Annotated in this window: 19 protein-coding genes; 3 read left to right on the forward strand and 16 right to left on the reverse strand. The window is 72.6% G+C overall.

Translation table 11 applies throughout. From position 1 onward, the window contains the following. Positions 1–43 precede the first annotated feature (43 nt). On the reverse strand, positions 44–1,033 hold the full coding sequence (locus BJ981_RS01720) for a stage II sporulation protein M (RefSeq protein WP_184607988.1): 990 nt from the start codon (positions 1,031–1,033) through the stop codon (positions 44–46). Between the two features lie 37 nt (positions 1,034–1,070). Between BJ981_RS01720 and BJ981_RS01725 the strand changes: the two genes are divergently transcribed. Next, positions 1,071–1,976 (forward strand): RDD family protein, encoded by a 906-nt coding sequence (locus tag BJ981_RS01725; protein WP_184607989.1) that lies wholly within the window; start codon positions 1,071–1,073, stop codon positions 1,974–1,976. Between the two features lie 148 nt (positions 1,977–2,124). On the opposite strand, the gene BJ981_RS01730 is transcribed toward BJ981_RS01725, so the two are convergent. The 7 genes from BJ981_RS01730 to ahcY form a co-directional block, all read right to left on the reverse strand. Next, the gene (locus tag BJ981_RS01730; protein ID WP_239139141.1) at positions 2,125–3,087 is read right to left on the reverse strand and encodes an ABC transporter permease; all 963 of its coding nucleotides are present in this window, start codon (positions 3,085–3,087) and stop codon (positions 2,125–2,127) included. Positions 3,088–3,091: 4 nt separating this feature from the next. After that, positions 3,092–4,087, reverse strand: a complete 996-nt coding sequence (locus BJ981_RS01735) for an ABC transporter permease (RefSeq protein ID WP_239139140.1) — start codon at positions 4,085–4,087, stop codon at positions 3,092–3,094. After that, positions 4,084–5,145 (reverse strand): ABC transporter ATP-binding protein, encoded by a 1,062-nt coding sequence (locus BJ981_RS01740; RefSeq protein WP_184607990.1) that lies wholly within the window; start codon positions 5,143–5,145, stop codon positions 4,084–4,086. The genes BJ981_RS01735 and BJ981_RS01740 overlap by 4 nt, the downstream gene beginning before the upstream one ends. Beyond that, positions 5,132–6,172, reverse strand: a complete 1,041-nt coding sequence (locus BJ981_RS01745) for an ABC transporter ATP-binding protein (RefSeq protein ID WP_184607991.1) — start codon at positions 6,170–6,172, stop codon at positions 5,132–5,134. Before BJ981_RS01745 ends, BJ981_RS01740 begins: the two co-directional genes overlap by 14 nt. Before the next feature lie 117 nt (positions 6,173–6,289). Further along, positions 6,290–8,107 (reverse strand): ABC transporter substrate-binding protein, encoded by a 1,818-nt coding sequence (locus tag BJ981_RS01750; protein ID WP_221314628.1) that lies wholly within the window; start codon positions 8,105–8,107, stop codon positions 6,290–6,292. Positions 8,108–8,386: 279 nt separating this feature from the next. After that, complete coding sequence (locus BJ981_RS01755) at positions 8,387–9,637, reverse strand: adenosylhomocysteinase (RefSeq protein WP_184607992.1); 1,251 nt, start codon at positions 9,635–9,637, stop codon at positions 8,387–8,389. Positions 9,638–9,744: 107 nt separating this feature from the next. After that, positions 9,745–11,172, reverse strand: coding sequence for an adenosylhomocysteinase (gene ahcY / locus BJ981_RS01760; protein ID WP_184607993.1), 1,428 nt, complete (start codon positions 11,170–11,172; stop codon positions 9,745–9,747). 156 nt (positions 11,173–11,328) lie between these two features. Between ahcY and BJ981_RS01765 the strand changes: the two genes are divergently transcribed. Next, positions 11,329–11,619: a MerR family transcriptional regulator gene (locus BJ981_RS01765; RefSeq protein WP_239139139.1), complete on the forward strand. Its 291-nt coding sequence runs from the start codon at positions 11,329–11,331 to the stop codon at positions 11,617–11,619. A 66-nt stretch (positions 11,620–11,685) separates the two neighbouring features. Here the strand turns inward: BJ981_RS01765 and BJ981_RS01770 are convergent, their stop codons facing one another. The 5 genes from BJ981_RS01770 to BJ981_RS01790 form a co-directional block, all read right to left on the reverse strand. After that, the gene (locus BJ981_RS01770) at positions 11,686–12,645 is read right to left on the reverse strand and encodes a cation diffusion facilitator family transporter (protein WP_184607995.1); all 960 of its coding nucleotides are present in this window, start codon (positions 12,643–12,645) and stop codon (positions 11,686–11,688) included. A gap of 65 nt (positions 12,646–12,710) precedes the next feature. Continuing rightward, a complete protein-coding gene (locus BJ981_RS01775) occupies positions 12,711–13,832 on the reverse strand; it encodes an SIS domain-containing protein (protein ID WP_239139138.1) in 1,122 nt (373 codons plus the stop codon). Beyond that, a complete protein-coding gene (locus BJ981_RS01780; protein WP_184607996.1) occupies positions 13,829–14,002 on the reverse strand; it encodes a Trm112 family protein in 174 nt (57 codons plus the stop codon). The genes BJ981_RS01775 and BJ981_RS01780 overlap by 4 nt, the downstream gene beginning before the upstream one ends. 2 nt (positions 14,003–14,004) lie before the next feature. Beyond that, positions 14,005–15,417, reverse strand: a complete 1,413-nt coding sequence (locus BJ981_RS01785; protein WP_184607997.1) for a phosphomannomutase/phosphoglucomutase — start codon at positions 15,415–15,417, stop codon at positions 14,005–14,007. Positions 15,418–15,620: 203 nt separating this feature from the next. Further along, positions 15,621–15,986: a DUF3499 domain-containing protein gene (locus BJ981_RS01790; RefSeq protein WP_184607998.1), complete on the reverse strand. Its 366-nt coding sequence runs from the start codon at positions 15,984–15,986 to the stop codon at positions 15,621–15,623. A gap of 428 nt (positions 15,987–16,414) precedes the next feature. On the opposite strand from BJ981_RS01790, the gene BJ981_RS01795 reads away from it, so the two are divergent. Next, positions 16,415–16,810: a metallopeptidase family protein gene (locus BJ981_RS01795; protein ID WP_184615479.1), complete on the forward strand. Its 396-nt coding sequence runs from the start codon at positions 16,415–16,417 to the stop codon at positions 16,808–16,810. Between the two features lie 110 nt (positions 16,811–16,920). Here the strand turns inward: BJ981_RS01795 and BJ981_RS01800 are convergent, their stop codons facing one another. From BJ981_RS01800 to BJ981_RS01810, 3 genes are all read right to left on the reverse strand, one after another. Next, entirely contained in the window at positions 16,921–18,405 is a 1,485-nt protein-coding gene (locus BJ981_RS01800; protein WP_239139137.1) for a DUF5719 family protein, read from the reverse strand. Positions 18,406–18,815: 410 nt separating this feature from the next. Continuing rightward, positions 18,816–21,896 (reverse strand): glycosyltransferase family 2 protein, encoded by a 3,081-nt coding sequence (locus BJ981_RS01805; RefSeq protein ID WP_239139136.1) that lies wholly within the window; start codon positions 21,894–21,896, stop codon positions 18,816–18,818. A gap of 288 nt (positions 21,897–22,184) precedes the next feature. Next, entirely contained in the window at positions 22,185–22,427 is a 243-nt protein-coding gene (locus tag BJ981_RS01810) for a WhiB family transcriptional regulator (RefSeq protein WP_114031515.1), read from the reverse strand. Between the last annotated feature and the right edge of the window lie 108 nt (positions 22,428–22,535).

Raw genomic sequence — 22,535 nt, forward strand, 5'->3', positions numbered from 1 at the left:
GGCCGCGGGAGAGCCGCGGCCGGGCGGGTCGAGGTCACCGGGTTCAGGTGGACGGCGCGACGTCGGGGGCGCGTTCCAGGTCGCCGCTCTCCCCCGCGCGCAGGGCGCGACGCCCGAAGTACACGACGTAGGCGAGGAAGGCGGCCTCCGCCACGACGCCGATGCCGACGCGCGCCCAGGTCGGCAGCGAGGACGGCGTCACCAGCGCCTCGATCAGGCCCGACACCAGCAGCACCACGACCAGGCCGAGCGCCACGCTCACCACGGCCCGCCCCTGCTCGGCCAGCGCCTCGGCCCGCCTGCGCGGCCCGGGGTCGATGACGCTCCAGCCGAGCCGCATCCCGGCGGCCGCGGCGAGGAAGACGGCGGTGAGTTCGAGCAGGCCGTGCGGGGTGATGAGGCCGAAGAAGACGTCGAGCCGGTCCCGGGAGGCCATGAGCCCGGCGGAGACGCCGACGTTCGCGGCGTTCTGCCAGAGAATGTACGGAATAGGGAGGCCGAGTAGCACGGACATGGCGATGACCTGCATGGACACCCAGGCGTTGTTGATCCACACCTGCCCGGCGAAGGCGCCCGCGGGATGCTCGGAGTAGTAGTCGGCGAAGTCGTGCTCGACGAGCTGCCGGATCTGCTCGGGCCCGGCCACGGCGGCCTGCACCTCGGGGTTGCGCGCCACCCACACGGCGAGGACGGCGGACACCGCCAGGAAGGCCGCGGACGTGCCCAGCCACCACCAGCGGCCGCGATAGGCCACCACCGGGAAGGACACGGTGAAGAACCGGGCGAACTCCCGCCAGGCCGGGGTGTGCGCTCCGGTCACCGCCGAGCGCGCCCGCGCGACCAGCGCCGACAGGCGGCCGACCAGCAGAGGATCGGACCCGGACCTGACGATGGACAGATGGGTCGCCACCCGCTGGTAGAGGTCGACCAGCTCGTCCACCTCGGGGCCGGTCAGCGAGCCCCGGTGCCGCACCAGGGCCTCCAGGCGGTCCCAGGTGGGCTTGTGCGCGGCGACGAAGGCATCGATGTCCACGCGAAAAGCCTATTGGCCCGGCGGATAGGGTGGGGGCGTGGCAGATGTCGTGACCGGCGAGGCCGTCGTCGTCGAGGTCCGGGTCGCGCAGCTTCCGAGCCGCGCACTGGCGCTCATGATCGACATGGTGGTGCAGTTCGCGGGCGTCTTCGGGGTCGGCCTGCTGCTGAGCATGGTCACGTTCATCGCCGAGGAGGCTCTGGCCACCGCGTTCGGCATCCTGCTCGGCGCGCTGGTCGTCGTGGGCTATCCGGTGGTCTTCGAGACGCTCACCCGGGGCCGCAGTCTCGGCAAGCTGGCCCTCGGGCTGCGGGTCGTCAGCGACGACGGCGGGCCGGAGCGGTTCCGCCAGGCCCTGTTCCGCGGGCTCTCCGGGCTCGTCGAGTTCTGGCTGCTGTTCGGGGCGCCCGCGCTCATCTGCTCGCTGATCTCCGAGCGCGGCAAACGGCTGGGGGACGTCTTCTCGGGCACGATCGTGATCTCCGAGCGGGGCCCGCGCCAGGCCCCTCCGCCGCAGATGCCGCCGGCGCTGGCCGGCTGGGCGGCGACGCTGGAGCTCTCCCGGCTCCCGGAGGAGCTGGCGGCCACGGCGCGCCAGTATCTGTCGCGGTTCGGCGAGCTGTCCCCGATGGTCCAGCACGAGATGGGCGCGCGGGTCGTCGCCCGGTTCGCGGCGTTCGTCTCCCCGCCCCCGCCGCCGAACGTGCCGCCGTGGGCCTACCTCGCCGCGGTCCTGGCCGAGCGGCGCCGCCGCACGGAGGCGCGGCTCGCGCGCCAGATCCAGGGGTACTCCACCCGCCACGGCGCCGCGCCCGCCGTCCCGCACGGCGCGGCGTTCCCGGCGCCGCCGACCGGAGATCCCGTTCCTTTCCCGCCGCCGGTCTTCGCCGCCTCACCTGCGCGGACGCCCGCGACGCCCGGCGGTTTCCAGCCCCCCGCGTAGATTTTTCCTCAAGTCCGCGCATACACGTGGCAATGACGGGCAGAGGGACGTGCAGCGAGCCACTGGGGCATTGGTTTCGCTACGTGGGAACGGGTATGGCCCGGCGCGCGAGGGAGAGGTCGCGCCGGCCATACCCACCCGCACTCGCTCAGCCGAGCCGCACCCGCGCGTCCAGCAGCGCGTACGCCAGGTCCACGAGCAGGTTGGCGACCACCACGGCGGAGGCCGTGATCAGCACGACCCCCATGATGACCGGCAGGTCGCTGCTGACGAACGCCTGCACGACGGCCTGCCCCACGCCGCCGAGGCCGAAGACCGACTCGGTGACCACCACGCCGCCGATGAGCGTGCCGACGTCCACGCCGAGCTGCGACACGACCGGCGTCAGCGCCGAGCGCAGGCCGTGCCGGACGATCACCCGCGGTTCCGGGACGCCCTTGGCGCGGGCGGTGCGGATGTAGTCCTCGCCGAGCACGTCCAGCATGGAGCCCCGGGTCAGCCGCAGGTAGGTGGCGGCCTGCACGGTGGCGAGCGTGACCCACGGCAGGATCAGGTGGCGGGCCCACTCGGCCGGGTTCTCGGAGAAGGGGACGTAGGAGTCGGGCGGGAAGATCGGCGCCCCCGCCTTGGTGAGCTGGAAGAACAGCAGGTAGAGCATCAGCAGGCCGATGACGAATGTCGGCATCGACACCCCGGCCAGGGCCAGGAACGTCATGAGCCTGTCGAGCAGCGACCTGGCCCGGGTGGCGCTCAGCACGCCGAGGCTGACGCCCGCAGCGAACCACAGGACGGCGCCGCCGAGCACCAGCGACATCGTGGGCGGCAGGTCGCTCGCGACCAGCGTGCCCACCGACTCGCCGTTGAAGTACGACTTGCCGAGGTCGCCGCGCACCAGGCGGCCCATGTACTCGCCGTACTGCACGAGGATCGGCTGGTCGAGGCCGAGGTCGCGCCGGATCATCTCGACCTGGTCGGGCGTGGCCTGGCGGCCGGCGAGCGTGCGCGCCGGGTCGCCGGGAGCCACGAAGAACATGAAGAACGTGCCGAGCGTGACCAGCCAGAGCACGACCAGGCCGAGCAGCACCCGGCGGATGAGAAAGCGCCGCAACATGGCCTCAGCCCTCCGTGGTGGTGACGCGGGCGGCCCGGCGCCCGGCCTTCTTGCGGACGATGCCGCGGCGCCTGCTGAACAGCCGCTCGGTCCTGGGGTCGATCGCGTCGCGGATGCCGTCCCCGAGCAGGTTGAACGCCAGCGTGGTGAGCAGCAGGGCGCCCGCGGGGAAGGTCAGGTACCACCAGGCGACGCGGTAGAAGCCCTGCGCCTCGCTGAGCAGGTTGCCCCACGAGGGCGTGGGCGGGGTGATGCCGAGCCCGAGGTAGGACAGCGTGGACTCGAAGACGATGGCGGCCGGGACCAGGAGCGTCACCAGCACGATCACCGGGGCCAGCAGGTTCGGCAGGATGTCGACGAACATGATCCGCGTGTCGCTCGCGCCGAGCGACCGCGCGGCCTCGATGTACTCCCGCTCCTTGATCGACAGGGTCTGTCCCCGGACGATCCTGGCGATCGCCGCCCAGGAGTAGAAGGCGATCACCCCGACCGTCGCCGTCAGCGACGGCCCGGCGATCGAGACGACCGCGATCGCGAAGATCAGGTACGGGAAGGACAGCACGACGTCCATGAGCCGCGACAGCAGCGTGTCCACCACGCCGCCGTAGAACCCGGCGAGCAGGCCCACCGCGACGCCGAGCGCCGCCGCCATCAGCGTGGACAGCACGCCGACCACCAGCGAGACCCGGGCGCCGTACAGGACGCGGATGAACAGGTCGCGGCCGAGGCGGTCGGTGCCGAACCAGAAGGTGCCGTTCGGCGGCACGGGCAGGCCCTGGTCGGTGATGCCGATGTCGCGGAACTGGTCGTCGGGGGCGTGGCCGGTCCACTGCGCGATGAGCGGCGCCGCCGCGGCGAGCAGCAGCAGGACCACGACCACGATCGCCGAGGTCAGCGCGACCCGGTCGGTGCGGATACGGGCCCAGGCCAGCGCCCACGGGCTGCGTCCCGCGATGGTCCTGCCCGGCACCGAATCCGGCCGCATCTCGGTGAGCGTCACCGGGCCTCCCCTTCGTCGCCGCGCGGGCCGGGGCCGGGCGCGGAGGCGGGTCCTTCGAGCGGGAAATGGCAGGCGGTGAGGTGCGCGCCGCCCTCCAGCGGGGGTTGCGTGGTCGCGCACACCTCCTGGGCCCGCGGGCAGCGCGGGTGGAAGCGGCAGCCGGCCGGGGGGTTGATCGGCGAGGGCACGTCGCCGGTGAGCACGACGCGGGCGCGGCGGTCGGCGATGTCGGGGTCGGCCACGGCCGTCGCCGACAGCAGCGCGCCGGCGTACGGGTGGCGCGGGGCCTCGTACAGCTCGTCGGCCCCGGCCAGCTCCACGACCCTGCCGAGGTACATGACCGCGATCCTGTCGCTGACGTGCCGGACCACCGACAGGTCGTGCGCGATGAACAGGTAGGTCAGGCCGAAGTCGTCCTGCAGGTCCTTCAGCAGGTTGAGGATCTGCGCCTGGATCGACACGTCGAGCGCGGACACCGGCTCGTCGCAGATGATCAGCCGGGGGCGCAGGGCCAGGGCGCGGGCGACGCCGATGCGCTGGCGCTGCCCTCCGGAGAACTCGGCGGGGAAGCGGTTGTAGTGCTCGGGGTTGAGCCCGACCCGCTCCATCAGCTCGCCGACGGCGCGCCGCCGCTCGCGCGGGGTGCCGACGCCGTGGATGACCAGAGGGTCGGCGATGATCGAGCCGACGCGTCTGCGCGGGTTCAGCGAGCCGTACGGGTCCTGGAAGATCACCTGGATGTCCTTGCGGACCGCCCGCATCTCCTTGCGGGAGAGGTTGGTGATGTCCCTGCCGTCGAAGACGACCCTGCCGGACGTCACCGGGTGCAGGCCGGCGACGCAGCGGGCCAGCGTCGACTTGCCGCAGCCGGTCTCCCCGACCAGGCCCAGCGTCTCGCCGGGCGCCAGTGTCAGGCCGACCCCGTCCACGGCGTGCACCTGGCCCACGGTGCGGCGGAGCACCGCGCCCTCGTTGATCGGGAAGTGCTTGACCAGGTCGTGTACTTCGAGAAGGTTCGCCGGCCCGTCCGCCGGGGTGGTGGGTTCAGGGACGTTCACTGGGACTCGCCTCCGCCGCGCGCAGCCGTGCCGCCTCGGCCTCCTGGTCGTGGCCGATGGCCTGGTGGGGCAGCCAGCACGCCGAGGCGTGGTCGCCGTCGCCGGTGACCCGGGCGAGGGGCGGCCGCTCGGCCGCGCAGACCGGCATCGCGTACCGGCAGCGGGGGTGGAACGCGCACCCGGCCGGGACCGCGATCATGCTCGGCGGCTGCCCGGGGATCGGCCTGAGCCTGCCCTCGCGGGCGCCCGTGCTGCCGGGGATCGACTCCAGCAGGCCCTTGGTGTAGGGGTGGTGCGGCCGGTAGTAGAGCGTGCGGCGGTCGGCGCGCTCCACCGGGAGCCCGGCGTACATGACCATCACCTCGTCGGCGACGCCCGCGACCACGCCGAGGTCGTGGGTGATCAGCACCAGGGCGATGTCGAACTCGCGCTGGAGCCGGCTGATCAGTTCCAGGATCTGCGCCTGGACGGTCGCGTCCAGGGCGGTGGTGGGCTCGTCGGCGACGACGAGCTTGGGGTTGAGCGCGAGCGCCATCGCGATCATGGCGCGCTGGCGCATGCCGCCGGAGAACTGGTGCGGGTAGTCGTCCACCCGGCGCTCCGGCTTGGGGATGCCGACGAGCCCGAGCAGCTCGATCGCGCGGCGGCGGGCCTGGGCGCGGCTGACGCTCGCGTCGTGGACGTGGATCAGCTCGCCGATCTGCCAGCCGATCTTGTAGAGCGGGTGGAGGCTGGTCAGCGGATCCTGGAAGATCACGCTGATCTCGGCGCCGCGGATCCGCCGCAGCCGCTCCTCGTCGAGCGCCAGCAGATCCACGCCCTCGAACAGCACGCTGCCCGAGATGTCGGCCTCCGGCAGCAGGCCGAGGATCGCCTGCGTGCTCACCGTCTTGCCGCTGCCGGACTCCCCGACGATCGCCAGCGTCCTTCCGGGGTCGACGCTGAACGACAGCCCGCGGACGGCCTGCACCAGGCCGTCCGCGGTCGGGAACCCGACCGTGAGATCTTTCACCTCTAGAAGGCTCATCCACCGGTCCTTCGTCCGTGGTCGTCGCTCACAGGTCCTTTCACCGCTCGCCGCCCCTCCTCGCCCGCGGGTGCGCGGGCGAGGAGGGGCGAGGAGGGGCGGGTCACGCCCGGTCGGTCATGGGGTCGGCGGGTCCAGCCACAGGTTGGTGACGTCGTAGAACTGGAACGCCGTCAGGTAGAGGGCGTTCTTGACCCGCTTGGAGTGGTAGATCGGATAGTTCTGGTTCTGGAAGGGCACGATGACGGCGTCGGCCAGCACCTGCTGGTCCACCTGGTGCCACAGGCCCGCGGCCGTGGCCTGGTCGGACGCGGTCAGCGCCTGCTTGATCAGGTCGTCGACCTTGGGGTTGCTGTAGCAGCCGTAGTTGCTGGTGCCCGGGGAGCAGTTGGTCTGGAACAGCGGCTGGATGATCGCCCGGCCGTTGTTGCCGTACCAGTCCGGGATCCAGCCCGGCGCGGATATGTCCCACTTGCTCGCCTTGGCGTTGGACGGCGTCTGCAGGTAGGCGTAGAAGTCGCCCTGCCGGATCGGCAGGCCCTTGACCGTGATGCCGCACTTCTTCAGGTCGGCGGAGTAGGACTGGTACACCGCCGGGTGGTTGCCCGCGTTGCGGAACGCGCCGGTCAGCGTCAGCCCGTTGGGGTAGCCCGCCTCGGCCAGCAGCGCCTTGCACTTGGCCGGGTCGCCGTTGTCGCCGGGCGTGGGGTACGGGTCGTACTCCTGGTAGCCGATGTTGCCGGGCGGGATGACGGTGTGCAGCGGCGTGTTGAGCTCCTTGCCGCCGTAGATCTTGTTGATGGCGGTCTTGCTGATGGCGTACTCGATGGCCTGGCGCACCTTGAGCTTGCCCATCGCGCCGTTCTCGTTCCCGCTCTGCAGGTTGAAGACGAGGTACGGGTTGGTGACCGCGCCGGGGAAGATCTTGAAGTTGGGGTCGCCGGAGGAGGTCAGGCGGGGAAGCTGCGCGGTCGGGACCGGCAGGTCCCACGACAGGTCGGCGGTGCCGGCCTCCAGCTGCTGCTGCACGCTGTCCGGCTCGGTGACGCTCTCCTTGACCTCGATGGCGTCGACGTACTGGTGCCGGACCGGGTCCGCCTCCTGCTTCCAGGCCGGGTTGCGCTCCAGCCGGATCTCCTTGGTCGCCACGTACTTGGTGATCTTGTACGGGCCGTTGGAGATCACGTTCTGCCGGAACCGCGCGTCGTCAGGGGCGTACCGGTCGTACTCCTGCGGCGCCGCGGAGGCGAAGTTCAGGGCCAGGATGTTGAGGAAGTCGCTCGCCGGCCGGGTCAGCGTGAAGACGATGGTGAGGTCGTCCTTGGCCTTCACGCCCTCGATCTCGTGGGAGTTCTGGAAGTCGGCCAGGCCCTGCGGCGTCGGCTTGGCCGAGGTGAACGCCTTGGCGTAGTCCGCGCAGTAGCCGGCCATCCCCTTGATCGTGCTGGTGTAGTAGCCCGGCGCGCCCGAGCCGGCCACGGGGTTGCAGATCCGCTTGAAGCCGCGGACGAAGTCCTGCGCGGTGACCTGCCGGGGCGGATTCGTGTCCCACTGGACGCCCGGGCGCAGCTTGACGGTGTAGGTGAGCTGGTCGGCGCTGAGGCCCCCGTTGGCCGTCGTCGGGATCTCCGTGGCGACGTCCGGGATGACCTCCAGGGCCTTCTTGGCGTCGTTGGACGCCGGCAGCGTGAAGAGCTGGCGGGCGTAGGCGCGCAGGATGCCGTTGGTGACCGTGTAGTAGGTGCTGGTGGGGTCGAGGTGGTCGACGTCGCCGCCTCCGACCAGGCGCAGCGTGCCGCCCGAGGTGGGCTTGCCCGCCCGCTCCGGCGTGGCGGACCCGCTCGGGCCCGCGACGCCGCTGTCCGTCTGACACGCCGTGGCGAGCAACATCGCCGCGGCCATACCCGCGATGGTGAGATGGCGCCTGTTGGCCATCTTCCCTCCTCATGCCGAGAGTGGGCATTCGTGGTGGCCGGTCTCCATGAAGGAACCCACTCCGGAGGGGTCGGTGTCGAGAGCGGTTACGCAACCGTTGGCGAGGCGCGATCCCCAAGTGATGCCGGTTCAGTGCGGAAACATCAGCGAATCGCGACAAATACCTTCATTGCCGCGCTGTTCTGCGAAGACGCGGCGGGCGCGGTGCACGAACCCGGGCGGACGGACGCGGAAGGAGCCGGACGGCCGGACGTGGAAGGGCGCCGCCGTGGGCGGGGCTCAGGAGCCGAGCCGCCAGGAGCGCAGATAGTCCGTCTGCGCGGGCGTGAGGGCGTCGATGGCGATGCCGGCCGCGGCCAGCTTGAGCCGCGCCACCTCGGCGTCGATGTCCGCCGGGACGTCGTACACCCCGGGGGCGAGGCGGGCGCGCTCGGCGGCCAGCCACGCGACGGCCAGCGCCTGCGCGGAGAACGACATGTCCATGACGGCCGCGGGATGCCCCTCGGCGGCCGTCAGGTTGACCAGGCGGCCCTCGGCGAGCAGCAGGAGGCGGCGCCCGCCGGGCAGGACGTACTCGTCGGTGTGGGGCCGCACGCCGCGGGTGACGTCCTCGGCCAGGCCCTCCAGGGCCCGGACGTCGATCTCGACGTCGAAGTGGCCGGCGTTGGCCAGGACGGCGCCGTCGCGCATCTCGGCCAGGTGCTCGGCCCGGATCACGTCGCGGTTGCCGGTGACGGTGATGAACAGGTCGCCCGCGCGGGCCGCCCGCTCCATGGGCAGCACCTCGTACCCCTGCAGGCTGGCGTCCAGGGCCTTCACCGGGTCGATCTCGGTGACGATGACCCGCGCCCCCTGCCCCCTGGCCCGCTCGGCGACGCCGCGCCCGCAGAAGCCGAACCCGGCGACGACGACCGTGCGCCCGGCGATGAGCATGTTGGTGGCGCGCGTGATGCCGTCCAGCGTGGACTGGCCGGTGCCGTACCGGTTGTCGAACATGCGCTTGATGCGGGTGTCGTTGACCGCGACCACCGGGAAGCGCAGGGCCTGCTCGGCGGCCATCTGGCGCAGGCGGATGATGCCGGTGGTGGTCTCCTCGCAGCCGCCGCCGACCCCGTCCAGCAGGTCCAGGCGCTCGGTGTGCAGGATGTTGACCAGGTCGCAGCCGTCGTCGAGCACCAGGTCGGGCGCGATGTCCAGCGCCTCGTTGATGTGCCGGTAGTAGGTGTCGCGGTCCACCCCGGCGCGGGCCCGCACGTCCACGTCGTAGCCGCGCAGCGCCGCCGCCACGTCGTCCTGGGTGGACAGCGGGTTGGAGGCGGCGAGCGCGATCACCGCGCCCCCGGCCCTGAGCGCCCCCATCAGCACGGCGGTCTCGGCCGTGACGTGCAGGCACGCCGCGATCCTCAGGCCCTCCAGCGGGCGGGTCGCCGCGAACCGCTCCCCGACCGCGCGCAGCACGGGCATCGCGCGCATGGCCCAGTCGATCCGGCGCTCCCCGGCCTCGGCGAACTGCGCGTCGTCGGCTTCCACTGTCGTCGCGTCCTTCGGTAGTGCGGTGGTGCCCGATGTGGCGAAAGGTCCCCGCGCCGACCCGGCGCGGGGACCTCGTGCCCGGCCTCGGCGGCCGGTGCCGCGGATCAGTAGCGGTAGTGGTCCGGCTTGTAGGGGCCCTCGACGTCGACGCCGATGTACTCGGCCTGCGCCTTGGTGAGCGTGGTCAGCTTGACGCCGAGCGCGTCCAGGTGCAGCCGGGCGACCTTCTCGTCCAGGTGCTTGGGCAGCACGTAGACGCCGATCGGGTACTGCTCGGTCTTGGTGAACAGCTCGATCTGGGCGATCACCTGGTTGGTGAAGGAGTTGGACATCACGAAGCTGGGGTGGCCGGTGGCGCAGCCCAGGTTCATGAGGCGGCCCTCGGCGAGCACGATGATGTTGTGCCCGTCGGGGAAGGTCCAGGTGTGGACCTGCGGCTTGACCTCGGTCTTCACGATGCCGGGCAGCTTCGCCAGGCCGGCCATGTCGATCTCGTTGTCGAAGTGGCCGATGTTGGAGACGATCGCCTGGTGCTTCATCCGGCTCATGTGGTCGGCCGTGATGATGTTGAAGTTGCCGGTGGTGGTCACGAAGATGTCCGCGATGCCGACGACGTCCTCCAGGGTGGTGACCTGGAAGCCGTCCATGGCCGCCTGCAGGGCGCAGATCGGGTCGATCTCGGTGACGATCACGCGGGCGCCCTGGCCGCGCAGCGCGTCGGCGCAGCCCTTGCCCACGTCGCCGTAGCCGCAGACCACGGCCACCTTGCCGCCGATGAGGACGTCGGTGGCGCGGTTGAGGCCGTCGATCACGCTGTGGCGGCAGCCGTACTTGTTGTCGAACTTCGACTTGGTGACCGAGTCGTTGACGTTGATCGCCGGGAAGAGCAGCGTGCCGTTCTTGAACATCTCGTACAGGCGGTGGACGCCGGTGGTGGTCTCCTCGGTGACGCCCTTGATGCCCTCGGCGACCCGGGTCCAGCGGCCCTCGGAGGTCACCGTGCGGCGGAGGAGGTCGAGGATGATCTTCCACTCCTCCGGGTCGTCCTCGGCGGCCGTCGGGACGGCGCCGGCCTTCTCGTACTCGGCGCCCTTGTGGACGAGCAGGGTGGCGTCGCCGCCGTCGTCGAGGATCATGTTGGGGCCGCCGCCGCCGGGCCAGCTCAGGGCCCGCTCGGTGCACCACCAGTACTCTTCCAGCGTCTCGCCCTTCCAGGCGAAGACCGGGACGCCCTTGGGGTCGTCCACGGTGCCCTCGGGGCCGACCACGACCGCGGCGGCCGCGTGATCCTGCGTGGAGAAGATGTTGCAGCTCACCCAGCGGACGTCGGCGCCGAGGGCCACCAGCGTCTCGATCAGGACGGCGGTCTGGATGGTCATGTGCAGCGAGCCCATGATCTTCGCGCCGGCCAGCGGGCGCGACGCGGCGTACTCGCGGCGGATCGCCATCAGGCCGGGCATCTCGTGCTCGGCGAGCTGGATCTCCCTGCGACCGAAGTCGGCGAGCGAAAGGTCCGCGACCTTGTAGTCCATCGTGTCTTCTCCTCAACCCGGATCATTCGTCTCTGCGAGTGTAAGAGCCCGTCAGGCCCCAATGCAGCCCCAGAACTGCGAACCTGACACAAGAATGTGAGAATCAGCTCTATGCGTATCACCGAGGCGGCGAAACGACTGGGTATGTCTCCACGAATGCTCCGATACCGGGAGGCTCTCGGCCTTCTCCCCGCGACCCGCAGCAAGGGCGCGCATCGCCGGTACGGGCCCGACGAGCTCGCCGCCGTCACCCAGGCCATGGAACTGGAGCGGCGCTTCGACGTCTCCCCCGCGGAGCTGGCCTTCGGGCTGCGGGTGCTCAGCGAGCCCGCCGCCGCCCAGGCCGTGCGCGAGCTGGGCCTGCGCATCGGGCGCATCCACGCGCCGCGCCGGGCCCTCGACTTCGAGAAGGAGAAGGCGCTGCGGCTGCTCCGCCAGGGACGGTGACCAGCGTACCCGCCACGCCGGAGGCCGGCCGGAAGAGGCCCTGAGGAGGCCTCGCCCGCCCGGGGCTCAGGAACGGTCGGCCGGCGCCGAGTCCGCGGACGCGGAGGACTCCTTGCCCGGCCGATACAGATCCGGCTCCAGGTAGATGACCCGGGCGATCGGCACGGCCTCGCGGATGCGCCGCTCGGCCTCGTCGATGCCCTTGGCGACCTCGGCCGCGGTGTCGTCGTGGTCGACCGCGATCTTGGCCGCGACCAGCAGCTCCTCGGGGCCGAGGTGCAGCGTGCGCAGGTGGATCACCTTGGTCACGCGCTCGCTGGACTCCAGGGCCTCGCAGATCTGGCGCTCGGACTCCGGCGTCGCGCTCTCGCCGATGAGCAGGGACTTGGTCTCGATCGCGAGGATCACCGCGATGACCGCCAGCAGCACGCCGATCATCAGCGTGCCGACGCCGTCCCACATGCCCTCGCCGGTGACCACGGCCATCGTGACGCCGAACAGCGCGAAGACCAGGCCGAGCAGCGCGCCCAGGTCCTCGAGGAGGACCACCGGCAGCTCGGGGGCCTTGGCCCGGCGGATGAACGTGAACCAGGACTCCTCGCCCTTGACCCCGCCGGCCTCCTTGATCGCGGTGCGGAAGGAGAAGCCCTCCGCGACGATCGCGAAGATCAGGACGCCGAAGGCCCAGCCGGGCGACTCGACCGCGTGCGGGTTCGTGATCTTCTCGAAGCCCTCGTAGAGCGAGAAGAGCGCGCCGATCGTGAACAGCACCACCGCCACCACGAACGCGTAGAAGTAGCGCTCGCGGCCGTAGCCGAAGGGGTGCTTGCGGTTCTCGCGCTTGCGCGATCGTTTGCCGCCGAGCAGCAGCAGGGCCTGGTTGCCCGAGTCCGCCACCGAGTGGACCGACTCGGCGAGCATCGAGGAGGAGCCCGTGAACAGGAACGCCACGAACTTCGCCACCGCGATCGCCAGGTTGGCACCCAACGCCGCGATGATCGCCTTGGTACCGCCGCCCGCGCTCACCCGCTGTATCCACCCATCCGTCAGAACATACGATCAGGTGACCGCCAAAGCGGTCACGGCAGATCTTATTGGGAAATTCTCGACTTAAGTTCCCCGATAACGCGCACCGAAGCCGGATCGATGCCGTATCCGAGCGCCAGGTACACGCTCCCGTAGTCGGCAAGGCCGACCAGCGAGGCCAGCCGCTCCAGCGGATGCGCCCCCTCGGCCGTCACCTCGCTGACCGCCACGCCCCGGTCGCGCGCGAGCCCGGCCGACAGCACCCGCCGCTTGGCGACCTGCGGATGCTCGTCGAGGTCGCGCAGGAGGAACAGGCGCAGCGTCGTGGCGGCGGAGTCGGCGAAGATGTCGCGCTCGGCCAGCGGGCCCTCGAACGCCGCCACCTGGTCGTGGCCGGCCTCGGGGATCTCGCCCCAGATGGCCGGGTACTTGGCGTTCACGCCGAGCTGGGACGCCAGGCGGCGGGCGGCCGCGGCCGCGATCGGCGAGGTGCCCCAGATCATCGGGATCGTGCCCGCCAGCTCCAGCGCCAGCGTCTTGCCCGGGTTGATGAACGACTCGCTCGACGGGCGGCAGCGGTGCGCGATGTCCTCCAGGCGCTTGGCCGCGGCCTCGACCGCGTCCTGGCCCACGTCGGCCAGCCCGAGCGCCGCGGCGACCCCCAGCAGCGGCATGGTCACGCCCCACAGGTTGGTGCGGGCCCCGCTCACCGCGCCCGCCACCGGGACGACAGGAAGATGAAGGCCGGACGCCTGCTCGGCGATCGCCGCCAGCGGGGCGCGCGACGGGCCGACGGTCACCAGGCGGCAACCGCGCCGCGCCGCCTCCAGGGCCAGCGTGCGGGTCTCCTCGGTGGCGCCCGAGGACGACACCGCGACCACGAGGTCGGCCGCCCCCACCCAGCCGGGGAGCCGGTAGGACCGCACGGTCACGATCGGGATCGGGACGCCCGGGCCGCACACCGCCGCCAGCATGTCGCCCGCGACGGCAGAGCCGCCCATGCCCGCCACGACCAGCGCCCGCGGACGCCCCTCGTCCGACAGGCGCGCCACGCCCCCCTCCAGCGCGCCCCGGTGGGACGTGCGCACCTGCGCGCCGGAGGTGGCCACGGCGGGCAGCATGCCCGACGGGTCGCCCTCGGTCAGGAACGCCGTGTCGTCCAGCCGCTCCGCCTCGAACGAGCTCACGCCTTGCGCGCCTCGTCGAGCAGCAGCACCGGGATGTCGTCGCGGACGGGGTAGATCAGCCCGCAGGTCTCCGACGCGCACGCCAGCTCGTCGCCCTCGGACAGCGGGGTGAGCGGCGACTTGCAGTTCGGGCAGGTCAGGATGTCGAGCAGCCAGTCGGCGATCTGCACGGTCAACTCCTCACGATGGCGAGGACCTCGTCACGGACCGCCGCCATCAGCGTTTCGTCCGCCCCCTCGGCGTTCAGCCGGAGGAGCGGCTCTGTGTTGGACGGACGAAGATTGAACCACCAGCCGGGACCCGACACCGTGAGACCGTCGAGATCGTCGGTGCTCGTGCCCGGACGGCCCTCGTAGGCGGCGCGGACGCGCGCCACGGTCGCCGCCTGGTCCGCCACGGTGCTGTTGATCTCGCCGGAGGCGGCGTAGCGCGCGTAGCTCGCGAGCATGTCCGACAAGGGGACCTCCCGCTCGCCGAGCGCGGCGAGAAGGTGCAGCGCCGCCAGCAGGCCGGAGTCGGCGAACCAGAAGTCCTTGAAGTAGTAGTGCGCGGAGTGCTCGCCGCCGAAGACGGCGCCCGTGCGGGCCATCTCGGCCTTGATGAACGAGTGGCCGACGCGGGTGCGGACCGGGACGCCGCCGTGCTCGGCGACGATCTCGGGGACGGCCCGGGAGGTGATCAGGTTGTGGATGATCGTGGCGCCGGGGTGGCGGGCGAGCTCGCGCACCGCGACCAGGGCCGTGATCGCCGAGGGCGAGACCGACTCGCCGCGCTCGTCGACCACCCAGCAGCGGTCGGCGTCGCCGTCGAAGGCCAGGCCGACGTCCGCCCCCTTGTCCAGGACGGCCTTCTGCAGGTCGCGCAGATTGTCCGGCTCCAGGGGATTGGCCGGGTGGTTCGGGAAATCGCCGTCGAGCTCGAAGTACAGCGGCGTCAGCTCGACCGGCAGGCCCGCGAACACCGTGGGCACGGTGTGGCCCGCCATGCCGTTCCCGGCGTCCACCACCACCTTGAGCGGCCTGATCCCCGAAAGGTCGACCAGTCCGCGCAGATGAGCGGCGTAGCCGTCGAGCAGGTCGCGCCGGACCACCGACCCCGTACCGGAGCCCCCACGGACGCCCTCCTGAGCGCCCGCGCCGGGGTCGCCGTGCGCCTCTTCGCCGGGGCCGCCCGGCGCTGAGGCGAGGAGCTCGGCCGCGCGGTCGCGGACCTGCGTCAGACCCGTCTCCGCGCTCATCGGGACGGCGCCCGCGCGGCACAGCTTCATCCCGTTGTAGCGCGCGGGATTGTGGCTGGCCGTAAACATCACCCCAGGTAACCCCAGGCTGCCGCTCGCGTAGTAGAGCAGATCGGTCGAGCCGAGCCCCGCGTCGACCACCTCGGCGCCCCGGCCGGTGGCGCCCCGGGCGAACGCCTCGGCCAGCGGGCCGGACGACGGGCGCATGTCGCGGGCGATGACGAGGGCGCCGGCGCCGAGCACCTCGACGAAGGCCGCGCCGACCGCCTCGGCCGCGCGCTCGTCCAGCTCCTCGGGCACGACGCCACGGACGTCGTACGCCTTGAAGATCTTGGGAAGATCGCCCACTGCCGCTCCGCCCCTAGTCACGTCTCATCGGGTCGAGCCTACTGTGTTCCACCGGGCCCGCCGACGAACCCGTGGGCGCCTGTGGACGGCGGCCTCATCCGGCCACGGGCGCGCCGCCCGCCCCGGTGAACGTTTGGGGAAACCATGCGAAGCGCGTAGCCACGCGTGGTAAAGGCCGTGCGCCGGCGCCCCTCGGGACGGCCTCAGCGCTCGCGGTTCTGCTGGGCCGAGCGCAGCACCCGCAGGTGGCCCCTGCGCCCGACCTCGACCCCCTGCCCGACGGGCTCACCCGACGACGGCGCGGGCCTCGCGGCCTCGCGCACCGCGTTGGCCAGCGCCTCGAGATCGTCGGAGCTCGGCTGGCCCGCCTCCGACGGCAGCCGCACGACCTCCCACCCACGCGGGGCCGTCAGCCGCTCCGCGTGGTCCGCGCACAGGTCGTAGCAGTGTGGTTCGACGTACGTCGCCAAAGGGCCGAGAACCGCCGTGGAGTCGGCGTAGACGTACGTGAGTGTGAAGACGGCAGGCTGCCTGCAGGCGGTACGGGAACAGCTGCGGACGGGGCTCACGGAGGGACCGTATCCGGTCCGCGTTCACATTGCCACCACCCGGCACCTCTTAACGAGCGTGTCGCCACAATTCGGACACTTACCTAGCATTTACGGGCCCCTGAAACACCCACGGAACGTCTTTGATCTTGCGCATGGCTGTACCTATGGATGCACGTTCCGTCCCGTTCCCACGATGCTCCGAGACGGACGCACTCGGCCCCCGCACGACCGGTTCGGGGCGCGGCGGCGTTCTGGAGCCGTCGGACGGAAGGGTGAGGAACGATCCCTTCCGTCCGACGGCGGAAGAACGCCGCCTCAAAGGCGCCCCGAACCCGCCGAGCGAAGCGAGGCCATAGGCACTGATCTAGGCTTGCTCTGTGAGTCCTGCCTCAGGCGGCACGCCCCGCCCCAACGGCCCGCGGCGGCGTGACCGGCACGGGCGCGGCATGCGTGGTCCGCTCGCTCCGCGGGAAGTGCCCATCTCGCGAACGCGCAGCGAGCGTTTCGACGACTTCGTGCTGGACGCGGTCGACCGTCTCAAGCCCAAGTGGGGCGGCCAGCTCTCCACGGTCGAGTTCGCCGTCGAGGAGGTCCCGCCGTCCGACGAGCTGCTCGACGGGCCCGGCCGGCTCTCCTTGGACCCGATCCCCTTCGGCCGCGCGCAGCCCGCCGCGGGCGGCTCCCCGGCCGTCGTCGTGGTCTACCGGCGTCCCCTGGAGGCCAGGGCGCGTGACCGCGACACGCTGGGCGCGCTGGTGCACGACGTGGTGGTGGAGCAGGTGGCGAACCTGCTCGGCCTCTCCCCCGACACCGTGGACCCCGGCTACGACGACCGCCACTGAGGCCCGTCCCTCCGCCCGGCGGCGGCACGTCCCGGCGCGGACCTCACGACCAGGGCGTCACGACACGGCCCGGCCACGGGATCTCGGCGACCGGGCCGGGCGAGGTGACGTCACGGCAGGACGACGGCCGTGGACTCGGCGATGGGGGGCACGAGGGCCGAGGTGCGTGCCTGCGCGAGGGGCTGCACGGTCAGGTACAGGCCGTCGGGCGCCTTCTCGTCCAGCACCCTGCCGCCGTACACGGGCCCCGAGCCGGGCAGCGGCAGCACGATCAGGCTGAAGTCGCCTCCCCCGGCGGGGACGACCGGCTTGATCTCCCTGGTCCGGGCGGCGGGGATGTCGACCTCGACGGGCGCGGGGGCGGCGCCCTTGGCGGGCACGACCTGCACGCTCACCTTGCCCGCCGCGGCGGGGGCCGAGAGGATCAGCCGGGAGGAGACCTTCTTGCCGGCCCGGTTGTCGGCGACCACGCTGCCGACGTCGATCGGCGGGGAGCCCGCGCTGAACGCGACGTCCTGCTCGGCGCCCGTACCGGTGGCCATCAGCCCGGCCACGATCGGGACGTCCGCGGTGAGCACGAGCGCCGACGGCTGGCCGCCGATGCCGGTGGTCACGTCGAGCGAGGCGGTGGAGCCCGCGGGCACGTCGAGCGACTCGCGGTTCTTCATGGCGTAGAACCCGTCCGCGGTGAGCGCCTTGATCCGGACCACGGTGTCGCGCTCGCCGGGCGCGGTGACGAACAGCTCCCGGGGGCCGCCTCCGCCGGGGATGCCGGGGACGACGACGCTCGTGGCGGGCGCCGACGAGGCGGGCAGCCAGTCGGCGCCCTTGCCCGCGCCGAGCACGGCGCGCGCGGACGCCGCGACGCGCCCGCTGACGGTGCGCACCTCGACGGCCATCAACAGCGGCGAGGGCGCGAGGTCGCGCATGCGGATCGCGCGGTGCTCCCCGGGCTTGAGCACCAGGCCGTTGCCGGAGTCGCCCAGCACGGGGCCCTCGCCGGCGTACGCCGTGATCGTGACGACGGCCTGGGCGGTGTCGGCGTTGGTCAGGTACAGCGTGACGTCGGCGGCGGCGGGCCCGGGTCCGACGAACCAGGCGCTCGCGCCGGGCTCGGCGCACCGTACCGAGGCCAGCCCGCGCGCCGCGCCGTCCGCCTTGCGGCCGGTCTGCGCGGCCTCCAGCCCCGCGGCCATCGCCCCGGTGCCGTAGATCTCCACGGGGTCGGCCTTGGCGGGCAGCTCACGCTGCCAGAGACTCCCCGGCCGGTCGAGCGTCACCTGCTGGGGCGGCTTCGCGCCGGCCCCGCCGTCCGTGGCGCCGGCCCGCGCCGTCGCGGCGGCGTCCTGCGCCACCGTGGCGGGTGAGACCTCCGTGACGGTGGCGACGCCCGCGCCCTTGCCGCCGGGCGGCGTGATGGCGCTCACGCGCGCCCCCGCGGGGTCGGGGCAGACGGCGCTGACCGAGGCGACGGCGACCCTGCCCGGGGTCGCGGCGGGGGCGGCGACGGCGGCGGGACGGGTGACGAAGGCGACGCCGAACAGGGCGGCCAGGGCGACGATGACGAGCGCCAGGAACCCGAACCGGTTCTCCACGAGCCCCCGGCCCACCCCCGCCGCTCCGGAGCCCCCTCGGCCTCCCGCGGGCTTTCCCACGGCACGTTTCTGCCGCGCCCCTCGCCCCTCGGCCCTCCTGGCCCCGGCCCGCCGAGCCCCGCCTCGTCCGCCGGAGGCGGAGCCCGCCGGGGAACCCGGCCCGGAGGGTGTCGCAGAGCCCGGCCCGGCGCCTGCCCGAGAAGCCCCAGGGCCCGTCATAGGGCCTGCCCCGGTGCCTGACGCCTGGTCCGGCCCGGCGCCCGGCGGGTGACCCGGAACGGGACCTCCGCCCGGCTCCGGCCACGACCCCGATCCGAACACCGGCGCCGGCCCCATGGCGGAGCCCGATGTCCGGCCTGTCGCGGGGCGGAAAGCCTCTGGGAGGTCGCCGGGTTCTTCCTGCCACCCCGTCACCGGACCAGCACTCCCTCCGGTTCGCGTTCCACGGGCGCCTCGGCGTACTCCTCGGCGGCCTCGGCGTCGCGCGCGCCGGGCGCGGCGAAGACCAGCACCAGGGCCAGGAGGGCGAGCTGCGCCCACAGCCAGACCTCGTGCCAGAACGCCTCGTGGCGGATCGTCACGGCGCCGCCCTCCGCGGGCGCCTCGAAGCCCTGCGCCCAGCCGTCCACGACCCGTCCCGCGAGCGCGGATCCGCCCGCCGCGGCCGTCCACCCGTCGGCGGGCTCGGCCAGCACGAGCGCGCGGCCCGCGGGCCCCTTGGGCACGGTGGCCGTCAGCGCGCCGTCCGCCGTCTCGGCGAGGGTGACGGGGGCGCGCCGTCCGTCCGGGCCGAGCAGGTAGACACGCCCGAGCGGCCGGGTCATGCTCCACAGCCCGGCGTCGGCCGACAGGTTGACCCGCGTCAGGGCGGGGTCGGAGTCCAGGGCCCGCTGGATCGCCGGATCGACGGGGCCGGGCACGGCGACGAAGCGGACGCCGTAGGTGGCCAGGGTGAGCGCGTCGTCGCCGCCGCGCCCGGAGAGCACGCCCGCGACGACGTCGGTGAGGCGGGCGCGCATCGCGCCGGGCACGGGCAGGTCGGTCTCGCCGAGCAGCGGCGTGCGGCCGCGCAGCAGGGTGAAGGCGACGCGCCCGCCGGGCTCCCCGCGGATGACCACGGTGCTCTCGGCGGCGCCGCCGGGCGCGGTGGTGGCGGCGGCGTAGTCGCTGATCACGCTCGGCACCCCGCGCCTGAGCGGCCCGCTCACGCCGTCCTTCACCCACAGCCCGGCCACCACCGCGGGGGTGGCGGCGGCGACGAGCACGACGAGGACGGCGGCGGCGCGGCGCAGCCCGCCCGCGGAGGCGAACTCCATGACGCGGTGGCCGGTGAGCGCGGCGGCGGCGATCAGCCCCGTGGCCGCGAAGGCCAGCGGCACCCCTGGCCAGGCGGGGACGCCGTCCACGGGGACGCGGGCGACGACGATGGCCACCAGGACCCCGAACAGCGCGACGCCCCAGCCCACCACCACGACGATCTTGTGCCGCCGGAACAGCAGGGCGGCCAGCGCGGCGGCGATGAGCCCGCCGGTCGCCCACACCGGCGGCACCCCGGGGCCGCCCGGGTTGAGCAGCAGCAGGGCGTCGGCGGGAAGGCGCGGATCGGCCAGGCCGGGGACGTGCAGCCCGGCCTCGAGCAGGATGCGCCCGGGATGGACGACGATCTGCGCGAGCCAGGGGAACAGCAGGACGATCGGCACGGCCATCGCGATGCCGAGGGAGAGCCCGACGCCGCGCCGCACCCCGCCGAACGACACGGCCGCCAGCCCGGCCAGGACGGCGACCAGCACGTAGACCAGGGGTGCGAAGGCGGTGCCGACGGCGAGCAGCAGCCCGAACGTCCAGGCGGCGCGGCGCGCGCGGCGGCGCTCCGCGGTGATGACGCGAGAGGCGAGCGCGGCGTAGGCGGGCAGCAGGACGAACACGACCGCGGTGCCGAGGCGCCCCGCCGCGACGGCTCCCGTGGCGACGGGCAGCAGCGCGTAGGAGGCGGCCAGCCAGACACGCGCCAGCGGGTGGGAGATCATGGAGCGGGTGGCGACGTAGGCCGACAGTCCGGCCAGGGGCACGCAGCCGAGCAGCAGCACCGACACCGCGAGCCAGGTCTTGCCGAGGAAGAGCGCCGACAGCCCCGCCATGATCGCGACGTAGGGGGGCGGCCAGCCGTCCGAGCCGAGCCCGGCGGCGTGGTAGCCGGAGGTGTAGAAGTGCCACAGGTCGGAGGCCCCGCCGACGACGGGCACGAGCGCGCCGCCGCCGAGCAGCCCGCCGGTGACCAGCGCCCGCTCCGCGGCCAGCGTGACGGCCACGAGGGCGAGGCCGAGCAGCACGCCCGGGTTGCCGAGGACGCGTTGCAGCACGCCGGTGTCGGTGAAGAGCTCGTCCGCCTCCTCGCCCTTGGGCTCGGAGATCACCGCGTGGTGCCGCCCCGCCGAGTCGAGCGGGCCGGACCCGAACAGGAAGCCCTGCACCATGTCGGTGAGGCGCCTGAAGGCCATGCCGGGCGGGGTGAACAGCTTCTTCACCCGGGGATAGCCCTGTTTCCTGCCCTGCTTCCTCGCCTTCCTGGCCTTCATGAGCCGGAGCGGCGAGGTGAGGACGGAGAAGAGCGCGACGATCTCGTCCAGCGCGTTGGCCGGCTGCTTGGCGAGCAGCAGCAGGAGCGTGCGGAACAGGGACATCACGGTGTTGCGCAGCAGCGACCACAGCAGGGACCTGAACGGCAGGTTGGCCATGATCACGAACATGGCGTTGCGGCGGTCCAGCCTGCGGGGGTGGTCGGTGCTCGCGGTGATGCGGCGCCTGCGGCGGGCGGCGGCCTCGGCGTGCCAGGCGACGGCGTCGGTGACGTTGAGCACGTGGTGCCCGGCCGAGGTGGCCCGCCAGCACAGGTCGAGGTCGTCACGGAAGAGCGGGAGTCCGGGGTCGAGCCCGCCGAGCTTCTCCCAGACGTCGCGGCGGATCAGCATGCCGGCCGTGGAGACCGACAGCACCTGTCTCACGCCGTCGTGCTGGCCCTGGTCGTACTCGCGGGCCTCCAGGCCGGTGTCGCGGCGGCCGGACCGGTCGACCGTGACGCCCGCTTCGAGCAGGAGGCGGCGGTCGAGCCAGTCGCGCAGCTTGGGACCGAGGATGACGGCCTTCTGGTCCTGGGCGGCGGCCCAGAGCAGGGCCTCCAGCGCGTGCGGGTCGGGCGCGCAGTCGTCGTGCAGCAGCCAGATCCACTCGTCGGCGCCCGCGCGCGGCAGGCGTTCCAGCACCTCGGCGACGGCCTCGCCGAACCCGGTCGAACGGGGAAGGCCGAGGACGCCGCTCTCGCCGAAGGCGTCGGTGAGCATGCGGCGGCTTCCGTCACGGCTGCCGTTGTCGACGCCGACGAGACGGTCCAGGGGACGCGACTGCCGGAGCACGCCCTCCAAGGTCTCCTTGAGCCAGCGTGCGCCGTCATGGGCGACGACGATCGCGGTGACGGTGGCGCGCTGCGGGTGCACGGAGGTGGTGTCCTTGGAGGTTTCGTGTGGCTTGCGCCGATCACGATACGGCACCCCGGGCATGGCGGGTCCGCCACTCCGCCAAACCGGTCGGCCGATCCGCGACGTGGGCGGATGGCACGGTCCACCAGGGGAATCCGGGGAGCGGCGGGACGTCCACGGCGCCGACGATCGAGCCCCCTCGCCGGCGGCCGGTCAGGGTTCCCTCGACCCCGGACCCTCCGCCGTGACCTTGATCGTTCGGCGTCGTCTCAGATGGTGTGCGCGTCGGCGCGGCCTCCGCGGATCTCAGCCGGCCTCACGCTTGATACGGCGGCGCTCCCGCTCGGACAATCCCCCCCAGATGCCGAACCTCTCATCATGCTGAAGCGCATATTCCAGACACTCCGCACGTACTTCACAGGACCGGCACACCTTCTTCGCCTCGCGGGTCGAACCGCCCTTCTCCGGAAAAAACGCCTCCGGATCCGTCTGCGCGCACAACGCGCGCTCTTGCCATCCCAGCTCTTCCGCGCCGAGCACCTGTGCCATGACCAGGTCGGTCACTGCACACCTCCTGCTTATCGCCCGCCCGCCCCGCAACGGAGCCCCCCTTTTTGAACACCTTCCTCAATACCCAGGACGTGAAAGGTGTAACAA

Source organism: Sphaerisporangium krabiense, assembly GCF_014200435.1.
In the GTDB taxonomy this organism is placed as follows: domain Bacteria; phylum Actinomycetota; class Actinomycetes; order Streptosporangiales; family Streptosporangiaceae; genus Sphaerisporangium; species Sphaerisporangium krabiense.